Annotated in this window: 20 protein-coding genes; 9 read left to right on the top strand and 11 right to left on the bottom strand. The window is 46.4% G+C overall.

The genetic code is table 11. The annotated features are described in order from the left end of the window. Position 1: 1 nt before the first annotated feature. From D1614_RS05415 to D1614_RS05385, 6 genes are all read right to left on the bottom strand, one after another. Entirely contained in the window at positions 2–1,246 is a 1,245-nt protein-coding gene (locus D1614_RS05415; RefSeq protein ID WP_119436872.1) for a quaternary amine ABC transporter ATP-binding protein, read from the bottom strand. A 16-nt stretch (positions 1,247–1,262) separates the two neighbouring features. Then, positions 1,263–2,393: a porin family protein gene (locus D1614_RS05410; RefSeq protein WP_119436923.1), complete on the bottom strand. Its 1,131-nt coding sequence runs from the start codon at positions 2,391–2,393 to the stop codon at positions 1,263–1,265. A gap of 376 nt (positions 2,394–2,769) precedes the next feature. Beyond that, positions 2,770–3,495, bottom strand: a complete 726-nt coding sequence (locus D1614_RS05400) for a DUF6261 family protein (RefSeq protein ID WP_119436870.1) — start codon at positions 3,493–3,495, stop codon at positions 2,770–2,772. A gap of 35 nt (positions 3,496–3,530) precedes the next feature. Continuing rightward, positions 3,531–3,833 (bottom strand): hypothetical protein, encoded by a 303-nt coding sequence (locus tag D1614_RS05395; protein ID WP_119436869.1) that lies wholly within the window; start codon positions 3,831–3,833, stop codon positions 3,531–3,533. Between the two features lie 9 nt (positions 3,834–3,842). Then, complete coding sequence (locus D1614_RS05390; protein WP_119436868.1) at positions 3,843–4,397, bottom strand: REP-associated tyrosine transposase; 555 nt, start codon at positions 4,395–4,397, stop codon at positions 3,843–3,845. Between the two features lie 148 nt (positions 4,398–4,545). Beyond that, positions 4,546–5,106 (bottom strand): hypothetical protein, encoded by a 561-nt coding sequence (locus tag D1614_RS05385; RefSeq protein ID WP_119436867.1) that lies wholly within the window; start codon positions 5,104–5,106, stop codon positions 4,546–4,548. Between the two features lie 728 nt (positions 5,107–5,834). Here D1614_RS05385 and D1614_RS05380 point away from each other — a divergent pair. Then, positions 5,835–6,338 (top strand): hypothetical protein, encoded by a 504-nt coding sequence (locus tag D1614_RS05380; RefSeq protein ID WP_147384032.1) that lies wholly within the window; start codon positions 5,835–5,837, stop codon positions 6,336–6,338. Between the two features lie 191 nt (positions 6,339–6,529). Here the strand turns inward: D1614_RS05380 and D1614_RS05375 are convergent, their stop codons facing one another. The 4 genes from D1614_RS05375 to D1614_RS05360 all read right to left on the bottom strand — a co-directional run bounded on the left by D1614_RS05375 (position 6,530) and on the right by D1614_RS05360 (position 11,276). Then, positions 6,530–7,528, bottom strand: a complete 999-nt coding sequence (locus D1614_RS05375; protein WP_119436865.1) for an NAD-dependent epimerase/dehydratase family protein — start codon at positions 7,526–7,528, stop codon at positions 6,530–6,532. Positions 7,529–7,608: 80 nt separating this feature from the next. After that, entirely contained in the window at positions 7,609–8,181 is a 573-nt protein-coding gene (locus D1614_RS05370) for a Crp/Fnr family transcriptional regulator (protein ID WP_162304420.1), read from the bottom strand. Between the two features lie 215 nt (positions 8,182–8,396). Beyond that, on the bottom strand, positions 8,397–9,974 hold the full coding sequence (locus D1614_RS05365; RefSeq protein WP_119436863.1) for a family 10 glycosylhydrolase: 1,578 nt from the start codon (positions 9,972–9,974) through the stop codon (positions 8,397–8,399). Between the two features lie 57 nt (positions 9,975–10,031). Further along, positions 10,032–11,276, bottom strand: coding sequence for a DUF5009 domain-containing protein (locus tag D1614_RS05360; RefSeq protein WP_119436862.1), 1,245 nt, complete (start codon positions 11,274–11,276; stop codon positions 10,032–10,034). 231 nt (positions 11,277–11,507) lie between these two features. Here D1614_RS05360 and D1614_RS05355 point away from each other — a divergent pair, with 231 nt between their 5' ends. The 6 genes from D1614_RS05355 (at position 11,508) to D1614_RS05330 (ending at position 18,070) form a co-directional block, all read left to right on the top strand. Further along, a complete protein-coding gene (locus D1614_RS05355; RefSeq protein ID WP_119436861.1) occupies positions 11,508–12,206 on the top strand; it encodes an epoxyqueuosine reductase in 699 nt (232 codons plus the stop codon). A gap of 148 nt (positions 12,207–12,354) precedes the next feature. Continuing rightward, complete coding sequence (locus D1614_RS05350; protein WP_119436860.1) at positions 12,355–13,401, top strand: alpha-L-fucosidase; 1,047 nt, start codon at positions 12,355–12,357, stop codon at positions 13,399–13,401. A gap of 603 nt (positions 13,402–14,004) precedes the next feature. Further along, positions 14,005–14,934, top strand: a complete 930-nt coding sequence (locus D1614_RS05345) for a magnesium transporter CorA family protein (protein ID WP_119436859.1) — start codon at positions 14,005–14,007, stop codon at positions 14,932–14,934. Positions 14,935–15,173: 239 nt separating this feature from the next. After that, complete coding sequence (locus tag D1614_RS05340; protein WP_119436858.1) at positions 15,174–15,554, top strand: hypothetical protein; 381 nt, start codon at positions 15,174–15,176, stop codon at positions 15,552–15,554. Between the two features lie 191 nt (positions 15,555–15,745). Next, positions 15,746–16,765 carry a TQO small subunit DoxD gene (locus D1614_RS05335; protein WP_119436857.1) on the top strand — a complete coding sequence of 340 codons (1,020 nt, stop codon included), beginning with the start codon at positions 15,746–15,748 and terminating at the stop codon, positions 16,763–16,765. Positions 16,766–16,888: 123 nt separating this feature from the next. After that, complete coding sequence (locus D1614_RS05330; protein WP_119436856.1) at positions 16,889–18,070, top strand: MFS transporter; 1,182 nt, start codon at positions 16,889–16,891, stop codon at positions 18,068–18,070. A gap of 58 nt (positions 18,071–18,128) precedes the next feature. Here the strand turns inward: D1614_RS05330 and D1614_RS25630 are convergent, their stop codons facing one another. Beyond that, the gene (locus D1614_RS25630; RefSeq protein ID WP_155523331.1) at positions 18,129–18,266 is read right to left on the bottom strand and encodes a hypothetical protein; all 138 of its coding nucleotides are present in this window, start codon (positions 18,264–18,266) and stop codon (positions 18,129–18,131) included. A 272-nt stretch (positions 18,267–18,538) separates the two neighbouring features. Here D1614_RS25630 and D1614_RS05325 point away from each other — a divergent pair, with 272 nt between their 5' ends. Then, positions 18,539–20,497 (top strand): GNAT family N-acetyltransferase, encoded by a 1,959-nt coding sequence (locus D1614_RS05325; RefSeq protein WP_119436855.1) that lies wholly within the window; start codon positions 18,539–18,541, stop codon positions 20,495–20,497. 54 nt (positions 20,498–20,551) lie between these two features. After that, the gene (locus D1614_RS05320) at positions 20,552–21,760 is read left to right on the top strand and encodes a glycoside hydrolase family protein (protein ID WP_119436854.1); all 1,209 of its coding nucleotides are present in this window, start codon (positions 20,552–20,554) and stop codon (positions 21,758–21,760) included. Positions 21,761–21,864: the final 104 nt, after the last annotated feature.

Genomic DNA, 21,864 nt, shown 5'->3' with positions numbered 1-21,864 from the left:
ATCAGATTTCGTTTGCTTTTTCTTTTAACTCCATTACTTCATCCATTTCGTAGCGGGTGGCTTCGATAATCAGCGAGGTTTGCGAAACAATCCCCAGCAGCCTTCCCGAGTCTTCATCCACCACCGCAACGGGGTAACGGATACCCGTAATGAGCGGAAGCATTTCTTCCACGGTGTAATTTTTATAGACACTGGGCACTTCGGTTTTCAGGGCTTTTTCGATGGTGGTTTCTTTGGCTTTTTCCAGCTTCAGAACGTCGTGTACCCATACGTAGCCCAGAAATTTCTTGCTGTCGTCTTCCACGGGAAGGATATCGAGGCCCACCGCGCGCATTTTTCGCAACACGCCCTTGGGGCCTTCTTTGTTGATTTCCACCACTGTATTCTTTTTAAACATCAGTGTTTCGGCGGTAATAATCGATTTGCGGTCCACTTTTTCCACAAACGCTTCCACGTATTCGCTGGCCGGGTTGGTGAGTATGTCTTCCGCGGTTCCGATCTGCTCCACCACGCCGTCTTTCATAATGGCAATGCGGTCGCCGATTTTGATGGCTTCATCCAGGTCGTGGGTGATAAACACGATGGTTTTGTGCAGTTTGTTCTGGATTTGCAGCAACTCGTCCTGCATGTCGGATTTAATCAGCGGGTCGAGTGCCGAAAACGCCTCGTCCATCAGCAAAACCTCGGGATCGTTGGCCAGTGCCCTGGCCAGTCCTACGCGTTGCTGCATTCCGCCCGACAGTTCCGACGGAAATTGCGCTTCGTAGCCTTGCAAGCCAACGGTTTCCAGTGCATGAATGGCTTTCTTCTCGCGGCTTTCTTTTTCTTCGCCCCTGATTTCGAGACCAAAGGCTGCATTTTCCAGAATGGTGCGGTGCGGCAGCAGGCCAAACTTCTGGAAAACCATACTCATTTTGGTGCGCCGGGTTTCGAGCAGTTCTTTGTTCGATTCGCGGGTTATGTCAAAATCGTCAATAAAAACTTTTCCCGAAGTAGGGTCGTTCAGGCGGTTCAGGCAACGGATCAGGGTTGATTTTCCGCTGCCCGACAGACCCATAATAACGAAGATCTCGCCTTCTTTAATCTCGAGGTTGGCATTGTTCACCCCGATCGTACATTTGGTTCTTTTCAGGATTTCGTCTTTCGAAATTCCTTGCTGAAGTAATTTTAACGCTTCCTGTTTTCGTTTGCCAAAAATCAGCGTTAAATTCTCCACATGAATTTTTGTTTTTCTTTTGTCTGACATAACTCCGCGTTTTGAATTAAAAGTAGTACCCGATATTGATGTTAAAGCGCATTTCCCAGTCGGCATCCGGTGTTCCGGCAGCCAGTGCGTCGGTCCACACGGGGCCAAGCCACGGCTGGTTTTTCCCCTGTGCAGCGTCTATGTAGGTATAAACATTACCGGCCGTAATTAAAACGCCGGTTACGTTCATGTAAGAGTCATGAAAATCGTCCATCTTTTTGTCCATATACCCGAAGTCGTCGTAAAATTGCAGGCTCGAAATGGGGCCCCACTCAACCGGAAGCGTATAAGCCACGCCCAGCGTGTAAGTGGTGGCTTCAGCGGCAACCAGGTAAGGCGCACCGTAGGCTGTCATGGCAATTACATCGTTTGTTTGACCAGTCGGATTTTCAGTATTGTACTTGTATTTCGAAGCCTGTGCTTTTGCGTTCCATCTTCCGGCAGTTAATTCGTAATGGCCTGCCAAGGCCCAATGGTCGCCGGTGTTCTCGGTGTCGAGGTTGTAAATACCACCGTATTGAGCCGAAACTCCCAGTATGTGGTGGCTGTTGTTGCCCTCGAATTTACGCGCCACTTTCAGGTTCAGCTGGTTGATCTCCTTGTTGCGGTACAGCCCGTCGCCCGATGAACCCACATCGTACGAATACCGGCTGCCGGAAACATCGGAATTGCTTCCGAAGCCCAGTTCTTCGGCATTTTTAAAGAAAGCCACCGCATACAGCCATTCTTCGCCGTTGTGTGTGTATTTCAGTCCCATGTCGTGGTCGTCTTCCAAACCCATGTAATAGTTCAGGCTGAAAAACCAGTTGTGCGAATTGTACTGGGTAATGCCAAACGGAACTTGTGTTAACCCGATTTGAAGGTTGTTTTCGGGCGTAAAGTCGTAGCCCAGCCAGCCTTGTTTTAGCATTCCTCCGCCAAAACCTTCGGAATACAAACGGTATTCAGCATTGAGTTTTACGCCTTTGTATTTGGCTTTGGCGTTGATACGAAAAACATCGTAGCCAAAATCGCCGCCGCGTTTTTTCTGTCCTTCTTTCCACGACGACAGGTTGTAATTAAAGCGGAGCGCCCCGCCAACATGAAGCTCAGGCTTGTCCTGGGCAAACAATGAAAGAACCGGCATTGCCATAAACAGCAATACCATTTTAAGTTTTAAAACCATAAAATAATACTAGTAGATTAATAAAAAACGGAAGGGGGGAAATAAAAGCAGGGGAAGATTAGCAGCCCGGAGGAATGAATTTATCGAGCTGATTTCGGAAAACCAAGTTGAAGGCAGTAAATACCCTCTCGTTTCTTCTTTCGTGACTTTTAATGTTTTTGCAATTCATTGTGGGCAAAGATACAACAATGAAACAGTTCTGCGAATCAAGGACCCCTTTCCGGGGCTTTGGTAATGTGCTATTAACAATGTTGTTTTGGGGCATTTGCAAAAAGAGCCGTTCTTTACTTGAAAAAGCGGCTCTTTTAGATTCGATCTTTTCCAAAGTTCAAACTTTGGAAAAGCTTAGCGAAAGGTACTAAATCACTTCCGGCTCATCTTTTTTGCTACGGCCTTTGCGCTGCTCCACTGTGTTGTTGTATTTCTCAACGCGCTTGTTCAGCTCCTTAATAAAACCTTCGTAGGCTTCGGGGCCGTTTACCAATACCAGCGCATCAAGCAGGTTGGTCAGGTCTCGATAGGCGGCATCGATCTGTTTGCGGGCCTCTTTCATTTTCAGAGGGTTTTTGTCCGCTTCTTCGGTGTAGCGTTCGTCGAGCAGGGTTTCAAAGGCCGCGTTTCGGTTCTTCAGTTCGCTTACCCAGTCGGCAATGCCCAGTGTGGCCACATCGGCTGCATGCTGGTTTTCGAGGTCGTTTACCAGGGCTTTTATGGCCGCGGTTTCTTCGTTGTAGCCTTTGTCTGCGATGTTCCCCGCGCTATCGAGCAAAATGGTGATGCGGCGGGCGGCTTCGGCCACTGCGGGGTTAAAATGTTTTTCGGCGCCTTTTACCGTGTCTTTTAACCCGCGGGCCAACAGGTCGCGGTCGGCATCGGCATCGGCAATGGGGCCGGTGAACAGACTTTTCTGCAAGAGGTTAAGCACTTCGCCCTCGGTGGCAAAGGCGGCTTCGTAAGCCGGGTAAAGCCGCTGAATGCCCAGCGCTTCGGCAGTAAACCTGACAACCAGGTCGGTCGCTTCGTTGTGAAAACTGTAGTGTTCTTCGTTGCGCAAACGGCTCAAATCAATTTTTTGAATTTCCATAATCGCTTGTTTTTGTTTGATTAATATTAGTTGAGTTATGATGTACAGCCTTTAACCGGCTGCTTGTTTTGAGTGGCGGGATCGTTTTCGGGAAGCCCCGAAAGGCTGCCCGCGATCGGTTTCGGTGTTTCGGAAGTTCCCGAAAGCCCGAACCGGGGTAAAAACAGCTGAGCGGGAAGCTCCGAAAGTTTCAACTTTGGCCGGGGCTGGGTTTCGGACATTCCCGAAAGCTTGTTCTTCTGCGGGTTCAGGTTTTCGGAACGTTCCGGCGGCTTGTTTTCAGTTCTCTTTTGCTTTTCGGAAGGTTCCGGTAGTCCCTTGCTGCCGCACGATTGCATCGTGTGGCATTATTTCACAACAATAACATCCTCTAAAATACCTTTCTCGCCGGCATAATCTGCAGCGCTGCTATACCGATAATCTTCGGCTCTGAAAACCAGCCCTTCCTCTACCGGATTTTGATGGATGTAGTTTATTTTTTCGTCGATTACTTTATTGCTCCACAGCTCGATCGGTTTATTATCGTGTTGCCAGAATTGATATATTTTTACGTTGGAAGCTTTAATTCCTGCTTCTGAAAACGTATTCAACAAAAAGTCTTTCCTGCTTTCCTGAGGATTACGGGCAATGGCTCTGAGCACAGCCTTACTGCTGAACCGTTTAAAATCGCCCAGCAACAATTCTGGCTTTTGTTCGCTGGCGCTGCGAAAGATCAGATGCATGTGGTTACTCATAATGCACCACGCAAAAATTTCCATTCCTTTTTTGAGTTGACAATAACGCAAACTGTCAACCAAAATGGTTTTGTATTCATTCCTGGTAAAAACATCTAACCATTCAACAACGGCGAAGCTTACAAAATATACACCGTCAGGATTATGAAATTTGTAATTGCGGCTCATTTTAACAGGATGCAATGCTTTAGAATTACTATAAGTCAGGAATCTTTTTCAAACCACGCGATGCAATCGCGCGGGAGCGGGGTCCGTAGGTGATACAAAGAAAGATTGTTAATGTAAGTAAGGTTAATATTGTTTTTTTTCATAATAACTATTTCATTTTCTCAAAATATTTATCGATCTCTCCATCTAATAGTATTTGTTTTATTTCCAGGGAATCAGACAGTCTAAACCGTTTTATTCCTGTTTTGTTCCTGTAAAATTCGGTGTAAGGGTCTTTATCTAAAATGTATTTAAATAATGTGTCATCTGGAACAGCAACGCCAATTCCATTCTCGAAATTTATAATTTCTCTTCTCAGATGCTCTTTGTGAGTCATGTCAATAAAAACATCATATCTTTCATCTGCCTCTGTGTCTAAAATATAACCGTTTCCCAAATGGTATCTTTGGGTATAGAGCGTGTCGCCATTTATAAATTTTATAAAATGATAGGAACTATATCTAGCATTCCAGAAACTATTGGTCCTGTATATTTCATCTCCTTTCATCCCTATATCAACCAGATTAAAATAATCTCCTCTGGTTTTATATATAGAAATACCAGGACCAAGGTCTTCATTTTCTTTTTCACAGCCTGCTCCCAGAAAAACCACACAAAGCGGTAGTAAAAGCAGTAAAGGGATAAATCGTTTTAATTTTTTTGATTTCATGTTTAATGTATTTAGTAGTGAGGAATATAGTACAAAGTAGATTTTCGTATTCAGGGTAACGGCAGTTAACCTGAAGGAGAGCATAGAGGTTTGGTTCTACACGCTTAGCAGTTTGGAACTGCTTAGCGCATCATTTTCTGTTTTAATTTCTGGTGGTGCTACGGGTCATTTTTCATGGTTGGTAGTTTTAGTTTGCTTGATTAACAGATGTTTAAAAATAATAAAAGGTTGCGCGGCGGGCAATATGTTTTGCAGCAGAGGGAGGAAGGAACCCAGGCGATGCAATCGCGCGGGAGCGGGGTTTCAGTTATCAACCAAGGTTGGTATCGAATCAACTCGTTCTGTTTAGTTATCAACTTATTCCGGATTAGCATCAACTAAGGTTGGTATCGAAAATACCTAAAGGATTTGGCTGCCAACCATGGGGATAGCTCTTCTCCCCAAAGTACGGAAACCCTTACCCTCTGCCCGAAAGCCGCTACAGCACTGCCGAACCACTCTTTTTGAAGGAATTACCATGATTTTGTATGGTTAAGCAAAGCGCTCATGCTTTTTCTTTTTATCTTCGGAAAAACTAAAAAAACAAAACCACCGCTCATGAAATCGCTCCCGACTTTTGCTCCCGCACGATTGCATCTAAAATCCGCGCGGGAGCGCGGGCAGCAAGGTTTTACAAATCCACGATGGCTACACACTTGCATACCTTACACCCATAAAATACGATAGACGTGAATAGAATTTTAACCCTAATTATTTTGACGCTTTGCAGCCTGACTCTTTCGGCTCAAAGCCAGGTATATGAACTTCACCCGGCGGTGGGCGATACCATCGACAAGCTTGAAATCAGGAAGTATTTTCTTTTTAGCGACTACTTGGGCGACAGTATCGATTATGTGATTATCCGCCAAAACAAAGATCTGTTTACCCTCGAAGGAATCTCCGGCGGCACCGAAGCGATAAATATTCCAATCAGTAAGGATGAAATATTACTGCAAAAGGAGCAGGTAGAGAAACTGTCCAGCTACTTTAGTGCTGTTTCCGAAAAGGACTCAGCCAACTTTGAAGCATTTCCCCACAAGGCTTCGATGGGTGATTCCGTAAATATTTCAAACTTCGATTTAAACATTACTCCCGAGTTTATTAAATCGGTAAAAAAAGACATGCGGAGAAAGTTCTGGGAAGAGAAGCGAAAGGAAATAGATAGCAACCGGAAAAAAGGTATGATTTTTTAAGAAGGAAGATTTAGAACCGACACCCCTTCGCTCCGTACGATTGCAGTGTGGCATTGTTACAACACATAATTCTTTTTCAAACTACGCGATACAATCGCACGAGAGCGGGGGGCCGGGTACACCACCTTGTCGATAAGGAAGTGTACCACATAGCCGGTACCCAAACATCTTTCAGGTATTATTTATTTTGTCTATTCAATGTTGATGTTTTTCAGGTAATGAAACGTTTCAACAATCACCTCTTCAATTTCCCGTGGCTGATACCCCAGTTCATTTCGGGCTTTGCCAATATCCATTCGGGCATCAGCCTGGTAATAATGTTCAACATTTCCTACCAGCAACAAAGGGGCTTCGCCTGTAATTTTACTTTCAGCCTCCATTTTCTCAGCAATGGCGAGCAGTTGCTCTTTTGGCAATACAGGGGCCACTCCCATTTCCGGATACAGTTGCTTGGCAATCTGCACCAAATCAGTGGTTGATACCGAGGGTTCGGTTGCCAGAATGTAGCGGTTCCCCGGTTTTCCGTTTTGTTCGGCCAGCACAATACCCTTTGCCACGTCCTTTACATCCACGAAGTTCAGGCAAAAAGCGGGATCAAAAGGCAAATCGCCTTTTACAATACTACGCATCACATTCATGCTGGGAGTTAAACGCCCGTAAATATCAGGCCCGATCATCGACGAAGGCAGAACCGTAATCAGCTCAAGTTTTAAATCTTCGGCCATCTTCCAGGCCAGTTGTTCGGCTTTTTGTTTGGCTTCGTAGTAGGGATTCGGGAAGTCTTTTGCCCACTCTTTTTCGTTCATCGGAGCAACGCGGTGGTCGATTGCAGCAATGGAACTCACCAGGATAGTTTTTCTGATATTCATTTCGGCAGCTGCTTCAAGTACATTCCGGGTTCCCAGAATATTAGGTTCAAGAATTTCCTTTTCGGCATCAGGCGCCCAGTGTTTAAATACCGCAGCCACATGAAACAACACATCAATATCTTTCATCGCAGCCAAGAGCGAATTTTTATCGGTGATATCGGCGTAAACCACTTCGCAGTCCACCCCTTCAAAAGGTGCCTTGTTTTTAAGATTGCGCACACTTGCCCGAACCTCGTAACCTTGTTTTGTAAGTTCTTTTACCAGGTTATTTCCCAAATGGCCGTTGGCCCCGGTTACCAAACATTTTTTTCTTGCTTTCATTCGTTTTACTTTTAGAATTAATACAAGGGCAAAAGTCAGATAAAAGACGGGGGTAATTTTTCACATTTGTTAAAAAGCAATTACAGGGTCATATTTTTCCGTATCCGGCTAAGCGATTGTTGTGCAATTCCCAGGTACGAGGCAATATCGCCAAGGGCTACGCGCTGTGCGATATCGGCATGTTGGGTTAAAAAGTGAAGGTATTTTGTTTTGGCGTCGGCATGAATCAGGTTGGTGCTTCGATCGATTTTCTGAACAAAAGCCTTCTCGGTAAATTTCCGGATTAAAAGCGGCCACTTCTCCAGTGTTTTGTATAAATGATGGTCGTTTTCGCGGTTAAAGAAAACGATGGAGCAATCGGTTACGGCTTGTATGTACTGATCGGAAATTGTATTGTTCTGATAACTGGATAGGTCTCCAAAAAAATGGTTCTCATTGTGGAAACAACGTACAACTTCATTTCCTTCCGTATCGTAAAAAAACATTCGTATCACACCGTTTGTAATAAAACCAAGGCGTTTGCATGTTTCTCCGGCCCGAAGAATAAACGTTTTTGCGGGAACATGTTCTAAATAAACATTTTCTTTAATCGTCTCAATCTCGCTTTCGCTTAACGAAATGTATTTTTGCAAGTAATTGATAAATACTTCCATGGTACCGCCTTTTTTACTCCGGATTTGAAAAACAAAGATATTTTCTATTCTGAAACCGGAAGTAACAAACATCATTTTCTACCAACAGAAATTCTCAAAACATCCCGGTTCATACATCCCCGGCACCATCCATTCTAAAAACGGGCGCTGTAATCCGGGAATATTCCCCTTCCTACAGCGCCTGTTTTATCTGTTTATTTTTGGTTGGTTCGGTATTACTTCAGCCCCGATATGTATTGGTTGTACGATTCTTCCTCAGGCTTTACACTCCAGCCCGAAAGAATACCTCCGTACATGTAAAAGGCCACATCAAACACCACCTGGCTGTTTTCTTCGCTTACCTGGTAGTAAGTTGTTACATCGCGCTGGTTTACCTTTTTAAACTCGCCCAACTTGATGCCTCCCTCTTTTGTGTCGGTTTCAAACTGCTGAACAATGGCATCGATGGCCGGAGCCAGGTCCTTACGCCAGCGGGTAGAAGCGTTCAGGTACCCGATTAGCTCTTCGGGAGTATTGCTGACCGTACGCTGCATCATACTTTTCAGCATTTGCGGATCGATGTCCTGCAATTCGGGCAAAACCGATGCGTTGGCCATACTAATATTGGCCTGAATATGCAACTTAACGGCCTTCATAATCCCCTCTTTCTGGAACGGATCGTTAATTACCTGGTCACGCGGCGTGGTGGCAGGCGTATAATCCGGCGAAGCACGCAATGCTCTTACGCTGTCGGTATAGGCCTTAAATTGTTGCCTGAGTTCGGGTGTGCGCAGGCTTTGTACGGTAAAAATGGCAATCCCCCGGGCACCGTTGTTTAATGCGGCATCCATGCAATCGAACAACACCGGCCCGTCGGAAGCCATTAAGCCGCAATACAACGTGGTATTCGGGTTTTTATCGCGTACATTTTCGTTGGTACAATCCGAAACAAAACTTACATCGCCTGTATAAAAGTTCCGGTACACCATTGGGAAGACAATGTCGAGGTTCCATTTTCCCCAGTCCTGGCGAACCATACGGCGCGACATGGCGGGAGTTGGGAACGGCGAAGCTGCCATTACCTTGTTGTAGGAATGTACGGTTTCGGCAATCATATTGGCCACTTCGGTAATCTGGTCGCAGCGGAATTGGCGCCATTTGACGTCGGCCGACGGATCTTCCTGTTCCCGCGGATCGTAACCAAATTTCTCCTTGAACAAACGAATCATTTCTGGATGGTATCCATAATCAAACTCCGGGTATTCAACATCCTGAACGATGCCGTATTTTGCCCACAACGAGGTTGGCAGCACCACATCTACAAAACGGTGATAATCTATGGCAATCCCATTCAACCCCTCCACCTCGCAGTAGGCAACTATTTTTTTGCGAATGTACTCGCGCACCTCGGGCAAGGCCGGACACATAAATTTGTAGTAACCCACATAGGCGATGGAATCGGCCAGGCTCTCCCCTTTCCGGTTGACACTAAACCACTCGGGATGCTCTTTTAAAACCGTTTCGCGGTCGTGCTCCAGGTTCATGGTCCACAACCAGGCATATACCTCGATGCCGTACTTTTGGGCAATGGGGATGGCCTCGCGGTAATCGTCGGGAGTAGGAGCATTCAGCATTACCCCATCGATACCGGTTTCACTCATAATGTTACAAACAGAATCGAAGTTTATTCCGGCGCGGTAATCGAGCCAGGTCCAGAACAGCGGGTAGTCGGTTGTTTTTTCCGCCTTTTCTCCCGAACAGGCAGCGATAACAACCACCGCGAACAATAAAATCAGATAGTTTAGTTTTTTCATCGTATTAAAATTGCTTGTTGTTAAAGGCATATGATGGAACAAGTTACCACCATTCCTTTAGATTTTCAGTTTAATATTTATTTTTCCGAGCAGGTAAGTTACCCCGATAATAAAAAATGCAAAACAAAGACAATTTACAATACCCATAAAACCATGGGTCAACCAGTCGGGTAATACAATGCCGGTAATATCGGCAAAACCGTACGACACATAGGGCACCAGGTAGCAGGTTAGCGTGGCGGTTCCGGCGGGCTTAATGACATCCAACCACCCGGACTTTCCTTTTTCTGCCATCCAGTTTAGCAAGGCATAGGTAAGTACCGAAATGGCCGACACATAAAACACCCAGGTGGGAGTTGCCCCCAGTTTTGCCAGAATCCAGAACCGGCGCGCAACAATGCCGGCAGCCAGCAGCACGGCAGCCAGCACAAAACTGTACAACACTTTCTTTTCGGGCCGCCAACCGGCATATTTAGTCGCCAGCAGCGAAAGGAGAACACCGCCCATGGTAAAGGCAGGAAGTGCTCCGTTGCCAATGTGAAGGATCGCCAAAAAGTCGTTGTAAAAATTAGGCCGCGGGAACGACAGGATAGCGCTTGCACCCCAATGCTCGTTCATTTTTGTTCCGAGCATACAAATCAGCACAAATACGCCCCAGGCAAGTGCCAGGTATTTTATGTTTTTGCGGCAAAGCAGGTAAATAAAAGAGCACACCAGGTAGGTCCAGCCGATGGCTCCCAATATGCCCCAGTGGGCACCAAATACTTTTTCCTTCGGACTTCGGTAAGTAATGGCCAGGTAAAGCAATATGCCCAGCCCAATTAGTTTTAGAACCTGAATCAGGATTTTCATTTTCCGGTTGTTTGTGCGGGGATATTGGTTCCAGATCAGTACAAAAGCCACCACCATCAGAATAAAGTAAACACCGATTGGGTAGGCTACATTGGGCGACAACCGGGCCTCTGAGTTGGTAATAAAAGCCCCCATAATCAGCAGCGCCAGGGTACGCGAAAGAATGTGCCCGATGGTGGATTCAACCGAAAATCCCTTCATGTACCGGCGTTCGATGGCAAAGGGAATCGACATTCCCACCACAAACAGGAAACAGGGAAAAACCACATCGGCGAGCCCCATAAAGTCCTCTCCCCATTTGGCATGCTCCAGCCATTTCGGCACATCGTGAATTTTCCAGAAATCGTTTACAAAAATCATTACAAACATGGTAAGAGCCCTGAAAAGGTCAATGCCCACATTGCGTTGTGTAAAGTCGATACCGGCAGCAGTCGATTGATTTGTTGTCATAAGCAGAAGTTAAGGAATAGTTGTTGATTTCAGTTTTTAGTCCGTCGTTTTTTTTACCGGAAAACCCCCAAGGCTTTTGTTCCGCTTCCAACACTTCCCCGGCACCAAAATTAATCAGCTTAAACGATACTACAATGCAGAATATCATTCCTTCGCAACTGCAAAATTGTACCTTGTGGCATTGTTACAACATAAGTTTTTTTTAAACCACCTACAGATAGGCAAAACACGATGGAGACAAGCATTTTTAAGGAAGAACTTTTGGCCGAGATACAATCGCAGGGAGCCGGTTTTGTTCGTTTTGTCGATATTTCGCATCTAAACCCACAGCAAAACAAAGAATTTCCAACGGCCATTTTAATAGGAATCGCGCTGACCAAAGCTTACCTCCGAAAAGTAGCCGCAGCCCCCGATTACGTGGAACAAATGAAAAGCAAGGGCACCATCGGGCAGGACGAGTTTCATTTAACCGAACTTAAAACGGATCGAATAGCCGACCGTATTCAACAGTTCCTGGAGTTGAAAGGATACAAAGCCTATTCGCAATCGGAGGACAACATTCAGAAAACGGGGTATTACGACCACGAAAACCGGACCACCCCTTTGCCGCATAAAACCATCGCTGGTTTAGCGGGCCTGGGCTGGATAGGAAAGCACAACCTGTTGGTGACCAAAGAATACGGAAGTGCCGTCAGCATGTGTTCGGTACTCACCAATGCCCCCCTGCCCTCGACCTGGCAGGAGCCCCTGCTTTCGCGCTGTGGCGACTGTAACATCTGCACAAGAATTTGCGGGGTAAATGCCCTGAAAGGAAAAAACTGGGAATGCGGAATAGCACGTGAAAAAATAGTTGACGTATTTTTATGCACTACTTGTTTTCAATGCGTGGTACAATGCCCGTGGACAAAAAAATACTACAAGAGTGAATGAATTGCACTTAACAACCTGCCGGCGCGGGCTTGCAAGCTGTTCTGTCGTCGCAAAAGTCACAGATAATAAACCCTCGCAGGTACCGACAATCGCAAAATAAGTGTAATTTACACTTCCATAAACGCAAAGATTAAGCTAAACCATCGCTATGAAAAATTTACTGGCACTACTAATTATCGGAAACCTGTTTTTCTCGTGTACAAATACCCCCAAAGAAATTCTTCCCGTACCGTCGACTAAACCCGGCAAGGCCCAGTTAAAACAGATTGAACGCAAATACGGCATGTTTATTCATTTTGGGATTAACACCTTTCACGATATGGAATGGACGGACGGTTCATTGCCCGCGTCATCTTATACCCCTTCGGCAATTAACGCTGAACAGTGGATTGAAACAGCCAAGAACGCAGGGATGAAATATGTTATTTTAATTACCAAACACCACGACGGATTTTGCCTGTGGGACAGTAAATATACCGAATACGATGTGGCAAATTCGGGCAATACCACCAACGTGGTTGAAGCAGTAGCCAAAGCCTGCAAAAAACACGACGTAGGTTTAGGCTTGTATTATTCGTTGTGGGACCGGAATATCAACGGAGATGTTGGCAATGAATCATTGGACAGTGCCTACAATGCATACATGATCAACCAGCTAAACGAACTGCTGGATATTTCGGAAAAACATACGGAGGTTGTCGAGTTCTGGTTTGATGGTGGCTGGACCAAAGCCAATCACCGGTGGCCCTTGAACGAAATTTACCAAACCATAAAATCGAGAGAACCGGACTGCCAGGTGGGTATCAACTGGTCCATTGGGCTTCCGGAAGATCCCGATCATCACCCCGTGTTACCCAAAGACCAGAAAGAGGGTTACCCGATTCGGTATTTCCCAAGCGATTTTAGATTGGGAGACCCCTATTTACCGGAAGAAAATGACCCCAAGATTTTTACCCACAACGGAAACGAATATTACATGCCCTGGGAATCTACGGTTTGCATTAGCCAGCGATGGTTTTATAACACCACGGATACCGTTTTTAAACCCGTCGATGAACTGGTTGAAATGTACAAAGTTGCCACGGCACAGGACAATATCCTGATCCTAAACTGTCCGCCCAACCGTGAAGGAGAAATAAGAAAAAGAGACATTGAGATTCTTAACCAAATCAGGGAACAATTGGAACTGGATTAATAACAACCGGGATTCACACCTATGACAAGCACTCGTAAATTGGGAATTGGAATAAGCATCTTAGCAGTGTTCATGTTTATTATAGGAGCTTCAGTGTTTACCTACCGGGGAAACATAAATCCTGTTGTCAGTAAAATTGGCATGTTCTCTTTCATGCTTTGGTTACCCACCATTATAGTGGGAATTATTCTGGTTGTAGTTGGGCGAAAAAAATGCTGATCTGTATTTCAGATGAAAAAACAGAAACGTCAAGTAAAGAACTTAAGGTTTCTCGGGAAGACCGCAATGAATATTTTATTGTATCCGATTTTACGATCATTGCGTCTCTTTCATACTTCGCGAGAACCTGATTTCAAGGGAAAAAGCAAATAATCGATCAGGGAAAAAATCAAATCATATAGCCACTCAGCCCACCGCCAAGGTTAAGACTTCCGGGAAAAAAGGAGAAGAGAGGACAAAATAGCCGCAAGAGCCTTACTTTTGCACCCGTAATTCTAAGGAAAACATCAATGGACGAAGGCCCGTGTCATAAGAAATTTAGTAGTAACGCTCTGTAAGGGACCTTCTGTTTCCTTACAGCAAAACAAGTAAGGAGACATCACAATGATTAAAATCTTCGAAACATTCGGTGGCTATGTTGAAATCAATGAACCACGCAAAGGTTGCTGGATCAACGTCACCAACCCAAGCTCGAACGAAATCAAAAAACTGACCGATCAATTTGGATTACCCGACGACATTATTATCGACATACTCGACCAGGACGAACGCCCGCGTGTGGAGTCAGACGATGGCTGGTCACTGATCATCCTCCGCATTCCGGTGGAGAGCAGGAACAACGGCGTACCGTTTCAGACCGTTCCACTGGGTATCTTTATCGCCGACAATTTTACGGTGACGCTCTGCCTGCAGGACAACGAGGTGCTGCCCATGGGACAACCTTCGCCTTTCCGCGAGCAATACCAGCAAATCACCGACAGCATCAATTTCATCCTTCGCTTGTTTCTGCGCTCGGGCAACCTTTACCTGCGCTACCTGAAGCAGATCAACCACATGACTTCGCTGATCGAGCAGGACCTGGAAAAATCGATCAAAAACAAGGAGCTGAACAAACTGCTGAAAATGGAGAAATGCCTGGTGTATTTTATCACCTCCATTAAAGCCAACGAAATTGTGCTGGCCAAGCTTCGGAAATCCAAACAGATCACCACCGAGATCAACGAAGACCTGCTGGAAGATGCCTTTATTGAAAACAAACAGGCGCTGGAAATGGCACAGATTTATTCTGACATCCAGGCCGGCATGATGGATGCTTTTGCCTCGGTTATTTCCAACAACCTGAACGTGGTGATGAAACAACTCACGCTTATTTCCATCATTTTGATGATCCCCACCCTGATCGCCAGTTTGTTTGGCATGAACGTGCCCAATTTTATGGAGAACGCGGCGTGGGCAATGCCTGCCATCCTGATGGGTTCGCTACTCCTCTCGTTTTTAGGTGTACTCTTGTTCCGCAAACGGCAATGGTTTTAACATTGCCTCGGCTCAGCCGCGAGAAATTGAAATAAGATACCACTGCCTAAGTCTGCACCTTTTCATTGCAGCTAGGAGCCCGCAGCCTTCCGGCAATTAACTGTTAATGTTCTGTTTAAGCGCCAAACGCTTGAAATCAGCTACACGCCATTCAAAAGTGGCTAAAGGAATTTACCTCGTTTCAAATTCGCCTGCATCCCGAACTTTTACTATACTTGCGTGTTTAGTCAATCGAAAGGATGCAAAAACTCAGGCGACATATTCATTTTTTACGGCAGGTACCGCTGGTACTTTTTGCTTTGTTTGCGCTGGCTTCGTGTTCGGTAAAAGAACCTGCCTTTAAGGCAATCGGTGCTGACTACCACCGCCCGCTCAATCAAACCAAAGCAACTCCGGCCTCGGGGCACAGCTGCCAGCTTTCGGAACAGGTAAACCTGGCTTCTGTTACTACGCCTCAGCTTAACCCGCAGAAATTACTCGCCACTACACCGGGAACGCTGCATCTCCCTGCCGAAAGAAAAGCCGAAGCTCCGTTATTTCCGGCTATTTCCCGCACTGAGGAGCCCGGCAAACAACCGCTTTACATCCTCTACAAACGCTTTAAGTTTGATCTGCTGTAATCAGCCGCTTCCAACACATTCATTTACCAAATAAATTACAGGCTTATCCCTGAAGCAAAGTTTTGCTTGGTCAAAGAATGCAATCTGCCGCTTTATCATCGGAAGAAGGATTCTTCTTACTGAAAACAGCCGTTTGCATAAAAACTGCTAAGGAGGTAAGCACCATACAAACAAGCGTTTAATAGATTACAATGAAAAATAATATGCAGATACCGGGCAACAACATGGCCGGACTTTTCACATTGTCGATCCGGCTGGTAGTTGGCTGGACCTATTTTTCCGCCTTTTGGCGCAGGGTAATTCTGGTCGATAAACTCGATCCCGAAGTAGCGGGTTACATTGGCGAAAAATTTAACCACTTTCTTCCCAACGCACTCGGGATAAAACCCATTATCGAGCACCTGGTCACCCACCCCGAGCAGCTGTGGCTGGCCATGGTGGTGTTCACCATTATTGAAGCAATTGTTGGCCTGCTCATCATGCTTGGCTTCTTTACCCGCCTGATGAGTTTGGGTGTTTTCGGATTGGCCACCGGTATTTTGCTGGGATCGGGATGGATCGGAACTACTTGTCTCGACGAATGGCAAATCGGGGTGCTGGGCATTGCCAGCGGATTTACGCTTTTCCTGAGTGGAAGCAGTTCGTACTCCATCGACCAGTGGCTGATAAACCGGAAAATGAAATTCACCCAAACAAAATGGTTTGCCTGGCTCGGGTCGGGAGAACTTCCGCTCAAGAATATCAAACACTGGGTACTTGGCGGAGCAATGGCCATCTTGTTTCTGACACTGTTTACCAACCAGTTTTTTCATGGCGGAGTGTGGGGAACGCTGCACAACAAATCGGTAAAACCCAAGATCGAAATCGCCGATGCAGGCATTCGCAACCAAAGCCTGCAGTTTGAAATTTACCGGGTAGAGGGCGCCGATGTGTATGGCTCGTTCCTGATTGGGATACAATTGCTGGATAAAAACGGGAACCTGATCCTGGAGCAGACAGGCAAAGACCTGGCCGGCTTCCCCGTGCAAAACATCGATAACCGCTATGTGGCCAAAGTTAAACCGGGGAAACACAGCATGGTGGTTCCGCTGGGAGCAAAGGCCACCTTAAACATCCCGCTTTCCGGTGTTGAACTGAACGACCAGGAAGAATACACCCTAAAACTCATCGACATCAGTGGGTTGGAATGGGAAAGCAAGGTAAAAATGTAAAAACCTGAAAAAAGGGGTGCTGCCAACGCAGGCGGCACTTCTTTTCTCGCAAACTTACCATTGCAAAGGCCCGCGTTGCGTTTTCTGAATTTATGTACCTTTGGTTGTATTCAATCGGGGAACATGAAGGACGAATCGGTATTCAGAAATAAAAATCTTTACATCATATTTGGTGTTACACTCACCGCCATGATGGGTGTGGCCAGCATAACCCCGGCTTTCCCCGACATCATCCGCTATTTTGACATTCGCCCCGAGCAGGTGGGTTTGCTGATTGTCGCCTTCACCTTGCCGGGCATTTTCCTGACGCCTTTTACCGGAATGCTGGCCGATCACTACGGCAGAAAAAAGGTACTGATTCCCTCGCTCTTTTTGTTTGGTGCAGCCGGCGCGGCCTGTATGTTTGCCCCGGGCTTTTACTGGTTGCTGGGGCTTCGCTTTTTGCAGGGTGTGGGCGCCAGTTCGCTGTCGAGCATGAACATAACCCTGGTAGGCGACCTGTTTGAAGGCAAACAACGCACCGCGGTGATGGGCTACAACGCCAGTGTACTGAGTATCGGAACCGCCTCTTACCCCGCGCTGGGCGGCGTTATTGCCATTTTTGGGTGGCAATACATTTTCCTGCTTCCCTTGCTCGCCATTCCACTGGGGTTTTGGGTAATGAACGGGCTAAACAATCCGGAACCTCACAACAAAGCCGGACTGCGTTCTTATTTCGGACGTGTTTGGAAGACCATCAACCAACGAACCGTTTGGGGGTTGCTGATCATCAATTTTATGATCTTTCTGATTTTGTACGGTACTTACCTTACCTATTTCCCGCTGATGATGGAAAAACGGCTCGGTGCCGATTCGTACCACATCGGGCTGATGATGTCGCTGATGTCAGTTACCACGGCGCTTATGAGCTCACAACTGGGAAAAATCAACCAGCTGCTGGGACTAAAAAGGCAACTGGTACTGGGCAGCAGCGCCTACCTTGCGGCCTCTTTGCTGATGCTAATTTCCGGAAACTACTGGATGCTGGGCTTCTCGGTGATCGTTTTTGGCGTGGGGCACGGCGTTATTATTCCTTCCATCCAGAACATGATGGTGGGTTTCGCCGCCATGAACGAACGTGCCGCTTTTATGTCGCTGAATTCGATGGTATTGCGCGCGGGGCAAACCTTTGGCCCTTTGCTGGTGGGAATTTTTTATGCTCTAAAAGGACTCGACGCTGCCTTCCTGACCGGGGCCGGGCTGGCTTTCGTTATGCTGATCGTTATTTTCGCCCTGGTTCGAGTTGAAAAAACATCCGAAAAATAGACGCTCCGGAAATCTATTTTCCCCATTCTGGGTGATGATAAAACTGACACTGAAAGTGTCAAATATTAATAACCCGGTGCGCCTGCCCGGCTTTTGACGGGAAGCGCCGGGTAAAGTAATCGTCCACATCTCGTCCGGCGAAGAAAGTTGTTCCATGATGATCCGTAATCCCGGACGAAAGAAGACTGACCAACATTTAATTAATCGCGATAAAAGATGCTTATAAACAGGCAGGTTCCGCTCAGGTTAATATTTTTTGAAGAACTCTGCCTCTCCTGAACATTCAATTTGAAATATCTGTATATTCACTCCCGTTAAAAGAGAAAGCAGAAAAGAACGCAAACATTTAATTAGCAATAAATTAAATACGCTCTTTGCACTGTTCTCCCAACAGAATAAAGAACAAAAATAAATGGTTGTTTATCAAGCAACAGTTAACCCGCTGTTTGCCTGTGAGTATATAAAATCATGAACGTAAGCATCAGAAAATCGACCATTGAGGACCTTGATTTCCTCGTTAAGCTGGAAAAGTTATGTTTTTCTCCCTTTCAGCAAAATTCAAGAAAAAACATCCGCCACAGCATAGTAAGCGAATTTCAGGAAGTATTGATCGTTGAAGCCCGAAACGGCAGAAAAGACGCGATCGGCTCCATCACTTTGTTTAAATACCAGCGCTCGATCCGCATTTATTCGATTGCGATTTTACCTGAACTTCAGGGCAAAGGCTATGGCGACCTCCTGTTGAAACATGTTTTTGAGCTGGCCAACCGGAATCAATACGAAAAAATTCTGCTCGAAGCCAGTTCCAAAAACAAACAACTGATTGCCTGGTACCAGGCCCGCGGCTTCAAAATTGTTTCGGGAAAAACCGACTATTACTCCGAAGGCGAAGATGCCGTAAAAATGGAATGCACCACCAACGTGTATTCGCCGACGAACAAAACCACCAATGTTATTGTGATAAACCAGCCCTACAAGTGGTCGTTCATGGAGGTGGAAGCAAAGATCATTACAGTAAAAGAATACATCAGCAACCCGGTTTACCAGAACAGTACCGAATTCAGGATCTTCAACCTGTGTAGTTCGTACAAATACCAAAGCTACGGCTACTATGTTTCGCTGCTGGCTTCGGCACGGGGGCAACGCGTAATCCCCAGCACAGCAACAATCCGCGATTTCAGGCTGCTGAACGTGGTACATTCGGCGGCTTTTGATATTGAAGAAGAGATAAACCGGGCGCTGAACAAAGAAAAAACCAACAGCTTTTCGCTCAAGGTATTTTTTGGGCAAACCAGTACCCGCGGCTTTAAGTCGCTGGCTATGAAACTCTACCAGCTTTTTGAAGCTCCTTTGTTCCGTGTCGATTTTATCAAACACGACAAGTGGCTGATCAAAGACATACAGGTGCTTACCTTGCCCAAGCTAAGCGACAAAGAGCTGAATCACATGTATGAATTTGCACAGAAGTATTTCAGCAAAAAACGCTTTACCAAACCCAAGCTGACCAACTTTAAATACGACATCGCCATCCTTGTAAAACCCGACGAAGAAACGCCGCCGTCGTCGGAAGTGGCGTTGCAGAAATTTAAGACCATTGCCAACCGGAAAGGTATGTACGTTGAGTTTATCACCAAAAAAGACATCGACAAGATCAACGAGTTTGACGCCCTTTTTATCCGGGAAACCACCAACGTGAACGACTACACCTACGAATTTTCGCGCATTGCCTATGCCGAAGGCCTGGTGGTGATTGACGACCCGTGGTCGATACTGAAGTGCTCGAACAAGATCTACCAAAACGAGATATTCAGAAAGCATAAAATTCCGACGCCGCAGACCACGGTCTTTACCAAGAACCTTTTTACCCGGAAACAGCTCGAAACCATGAGCTTTCCGTTGGTACTAAAACAACCCGACAGCGCCTTCTCGCTGGGTGTGTTCAAGGTGGAAAACGAGGAAGATGCCATGAAAGCGCTCGATAAACTTTTCAAACGCTCTGACATGGTGGTGTGCCAGGAATTCCTGTACTCGGAATTTGACTGGCGAATCGGAATCCTTGACAACAAACCGCTGTTTGCCTGTAAATACTACATGTCGGAAAACCACTGGCAGATCTACAACTGGAAAGTAATGGAAAAAGACCAGGCCGGCGACGCCGAAACACTCAGCATCGCTGATGTTCCGGAAATTGTTCTGAAAACCGCACTAAAAGCTGCGGCACTGATCGGCGACGGACTTTACGGCGTGGACCTGAAAATGATCGGCGGAAAAGTGTACGTGGTGGAAGTGAACGACAACCCCAACATCGATGACGGAATTGAAGACCTGGTTTTGGGCGACCAGCTGTATGAAACCGTTATTGACTCGCTGATCAACCGCATTGAAATTGCCAAAAACGTTCAGAAAATCGAGTTGACACCGGAATAACCGGTTTCTCTGGTTGCGATGGAATAAGTATCTTGCGGAAAAATCGAGACCGTCATGAATAAACTGCTTTGGCTGGCGTTGTTATTAATCGCCTTTTCATCGTGCACCAACCCGAAACAAGATAACTTTACCATTGCTGCATTGCCCGTTGATGCCGAATTGAAAGGCAACATCCTGGAAGGGCCTTCGGTGCTGAACGACCCCGATCGTTTTATCTGGGGAGCCAGCGTGGTAAAAGGAGACGATGGCCGCTACCACATGCTGTACTCGACCTGGGAATGTGGCGACAGTATTCCTCCGTTCAGCGATTCGTGGGTTTTGTATTCGAAAATTGCCTATGCGGTATCGGATTATCCCGACCGCGATTTTAAATTCCAAAAGATTGTTTTACAGGGACGCGCAGCCGAAGGCGACTCCAGTGCCTGGGACGCGCAAATGGCGCATAACCCGCACCTCCAAAAATTCAACAGCAAATACTACCTCTATTATGTTAGCGGAAAAGATCCGGGACCGCAAGCACCGGGATCTCCCGGCGAGCATGTAAACCTGCGGAACCGCGTTCAGCAAAGCCAGTGCATCGGAGTCATTGAATTTGCTTCGTTTGACGACCTTCTGAGCGGGAATTTCACCCGCTCCGACCAACCGCTTCTTTCGCCCCGTACGCGGGTAAAACCCGACAACATTGTAAACCCGTCGCCGGAAGGAACGGAAGCCAAACCCGACAATATTATTGCAGTGAACCCCTCGGTTGTGCAACGCCCCTCGGATGGAAAATACCTGCTTTATTTCAAAGGCAATTTATACGAGCCACACTGGAAAGGCGTGCACGGCGTTGCCATCAGCGACTCGCCAACGGGTCCTTTTACCGCCACCGATGCATTTGTGTTTGATGTGAGAAACGATGACGGAACACTGGCCAACGGCGAAGATCCCTTTGTGTGGTACCACTCCCAAAACAAAAAATTTTATTCGGTACTGAAAGACTTCACCGGCCGGATTACTTCGGGCAAACCCGGGCTGGCGATCCTGGAATCGGAAGACGGCCTTGCCTGGACCAAACCCGCACATTCGTTTTTCATGAAAAAACAGGTGATACTCGCCGGTGGTGATACGCTGAAAGTAAGCAACCTCGAGCGCCCGCAACTGCTAATCGACGAATCGGGGCACCCGCTTGTGTTGTATGCCGCCTGCTCGGTAGATGCAGTGGGGCAAAAAACCGACGGAAGCACCTTTAACATCCACATTCCTTTACGTTCGGAGTAAAAATTTAGAATACTCACTGCCTATTTCCCTTGCCAGGTGTGGAAATTCGGGTTGCCCGGATTGGAACAAACTCCCGGCAATCAGAATAAATTCTTCTGTTTTTT

Origin of the sequence: Maribellus luteus (assembly GCF_003576475.1) — a bacterium.
Taxonomy (GTDB): Bacteria; Bacteroidota; Bacteroidia; order Bacteroidales; family Prolixibacteraceae; genus Draconibacterium; species Draconibacterium luteum.
This window is presented reverse-complemented; position numbering and strand designations above follow the sequence as displayed.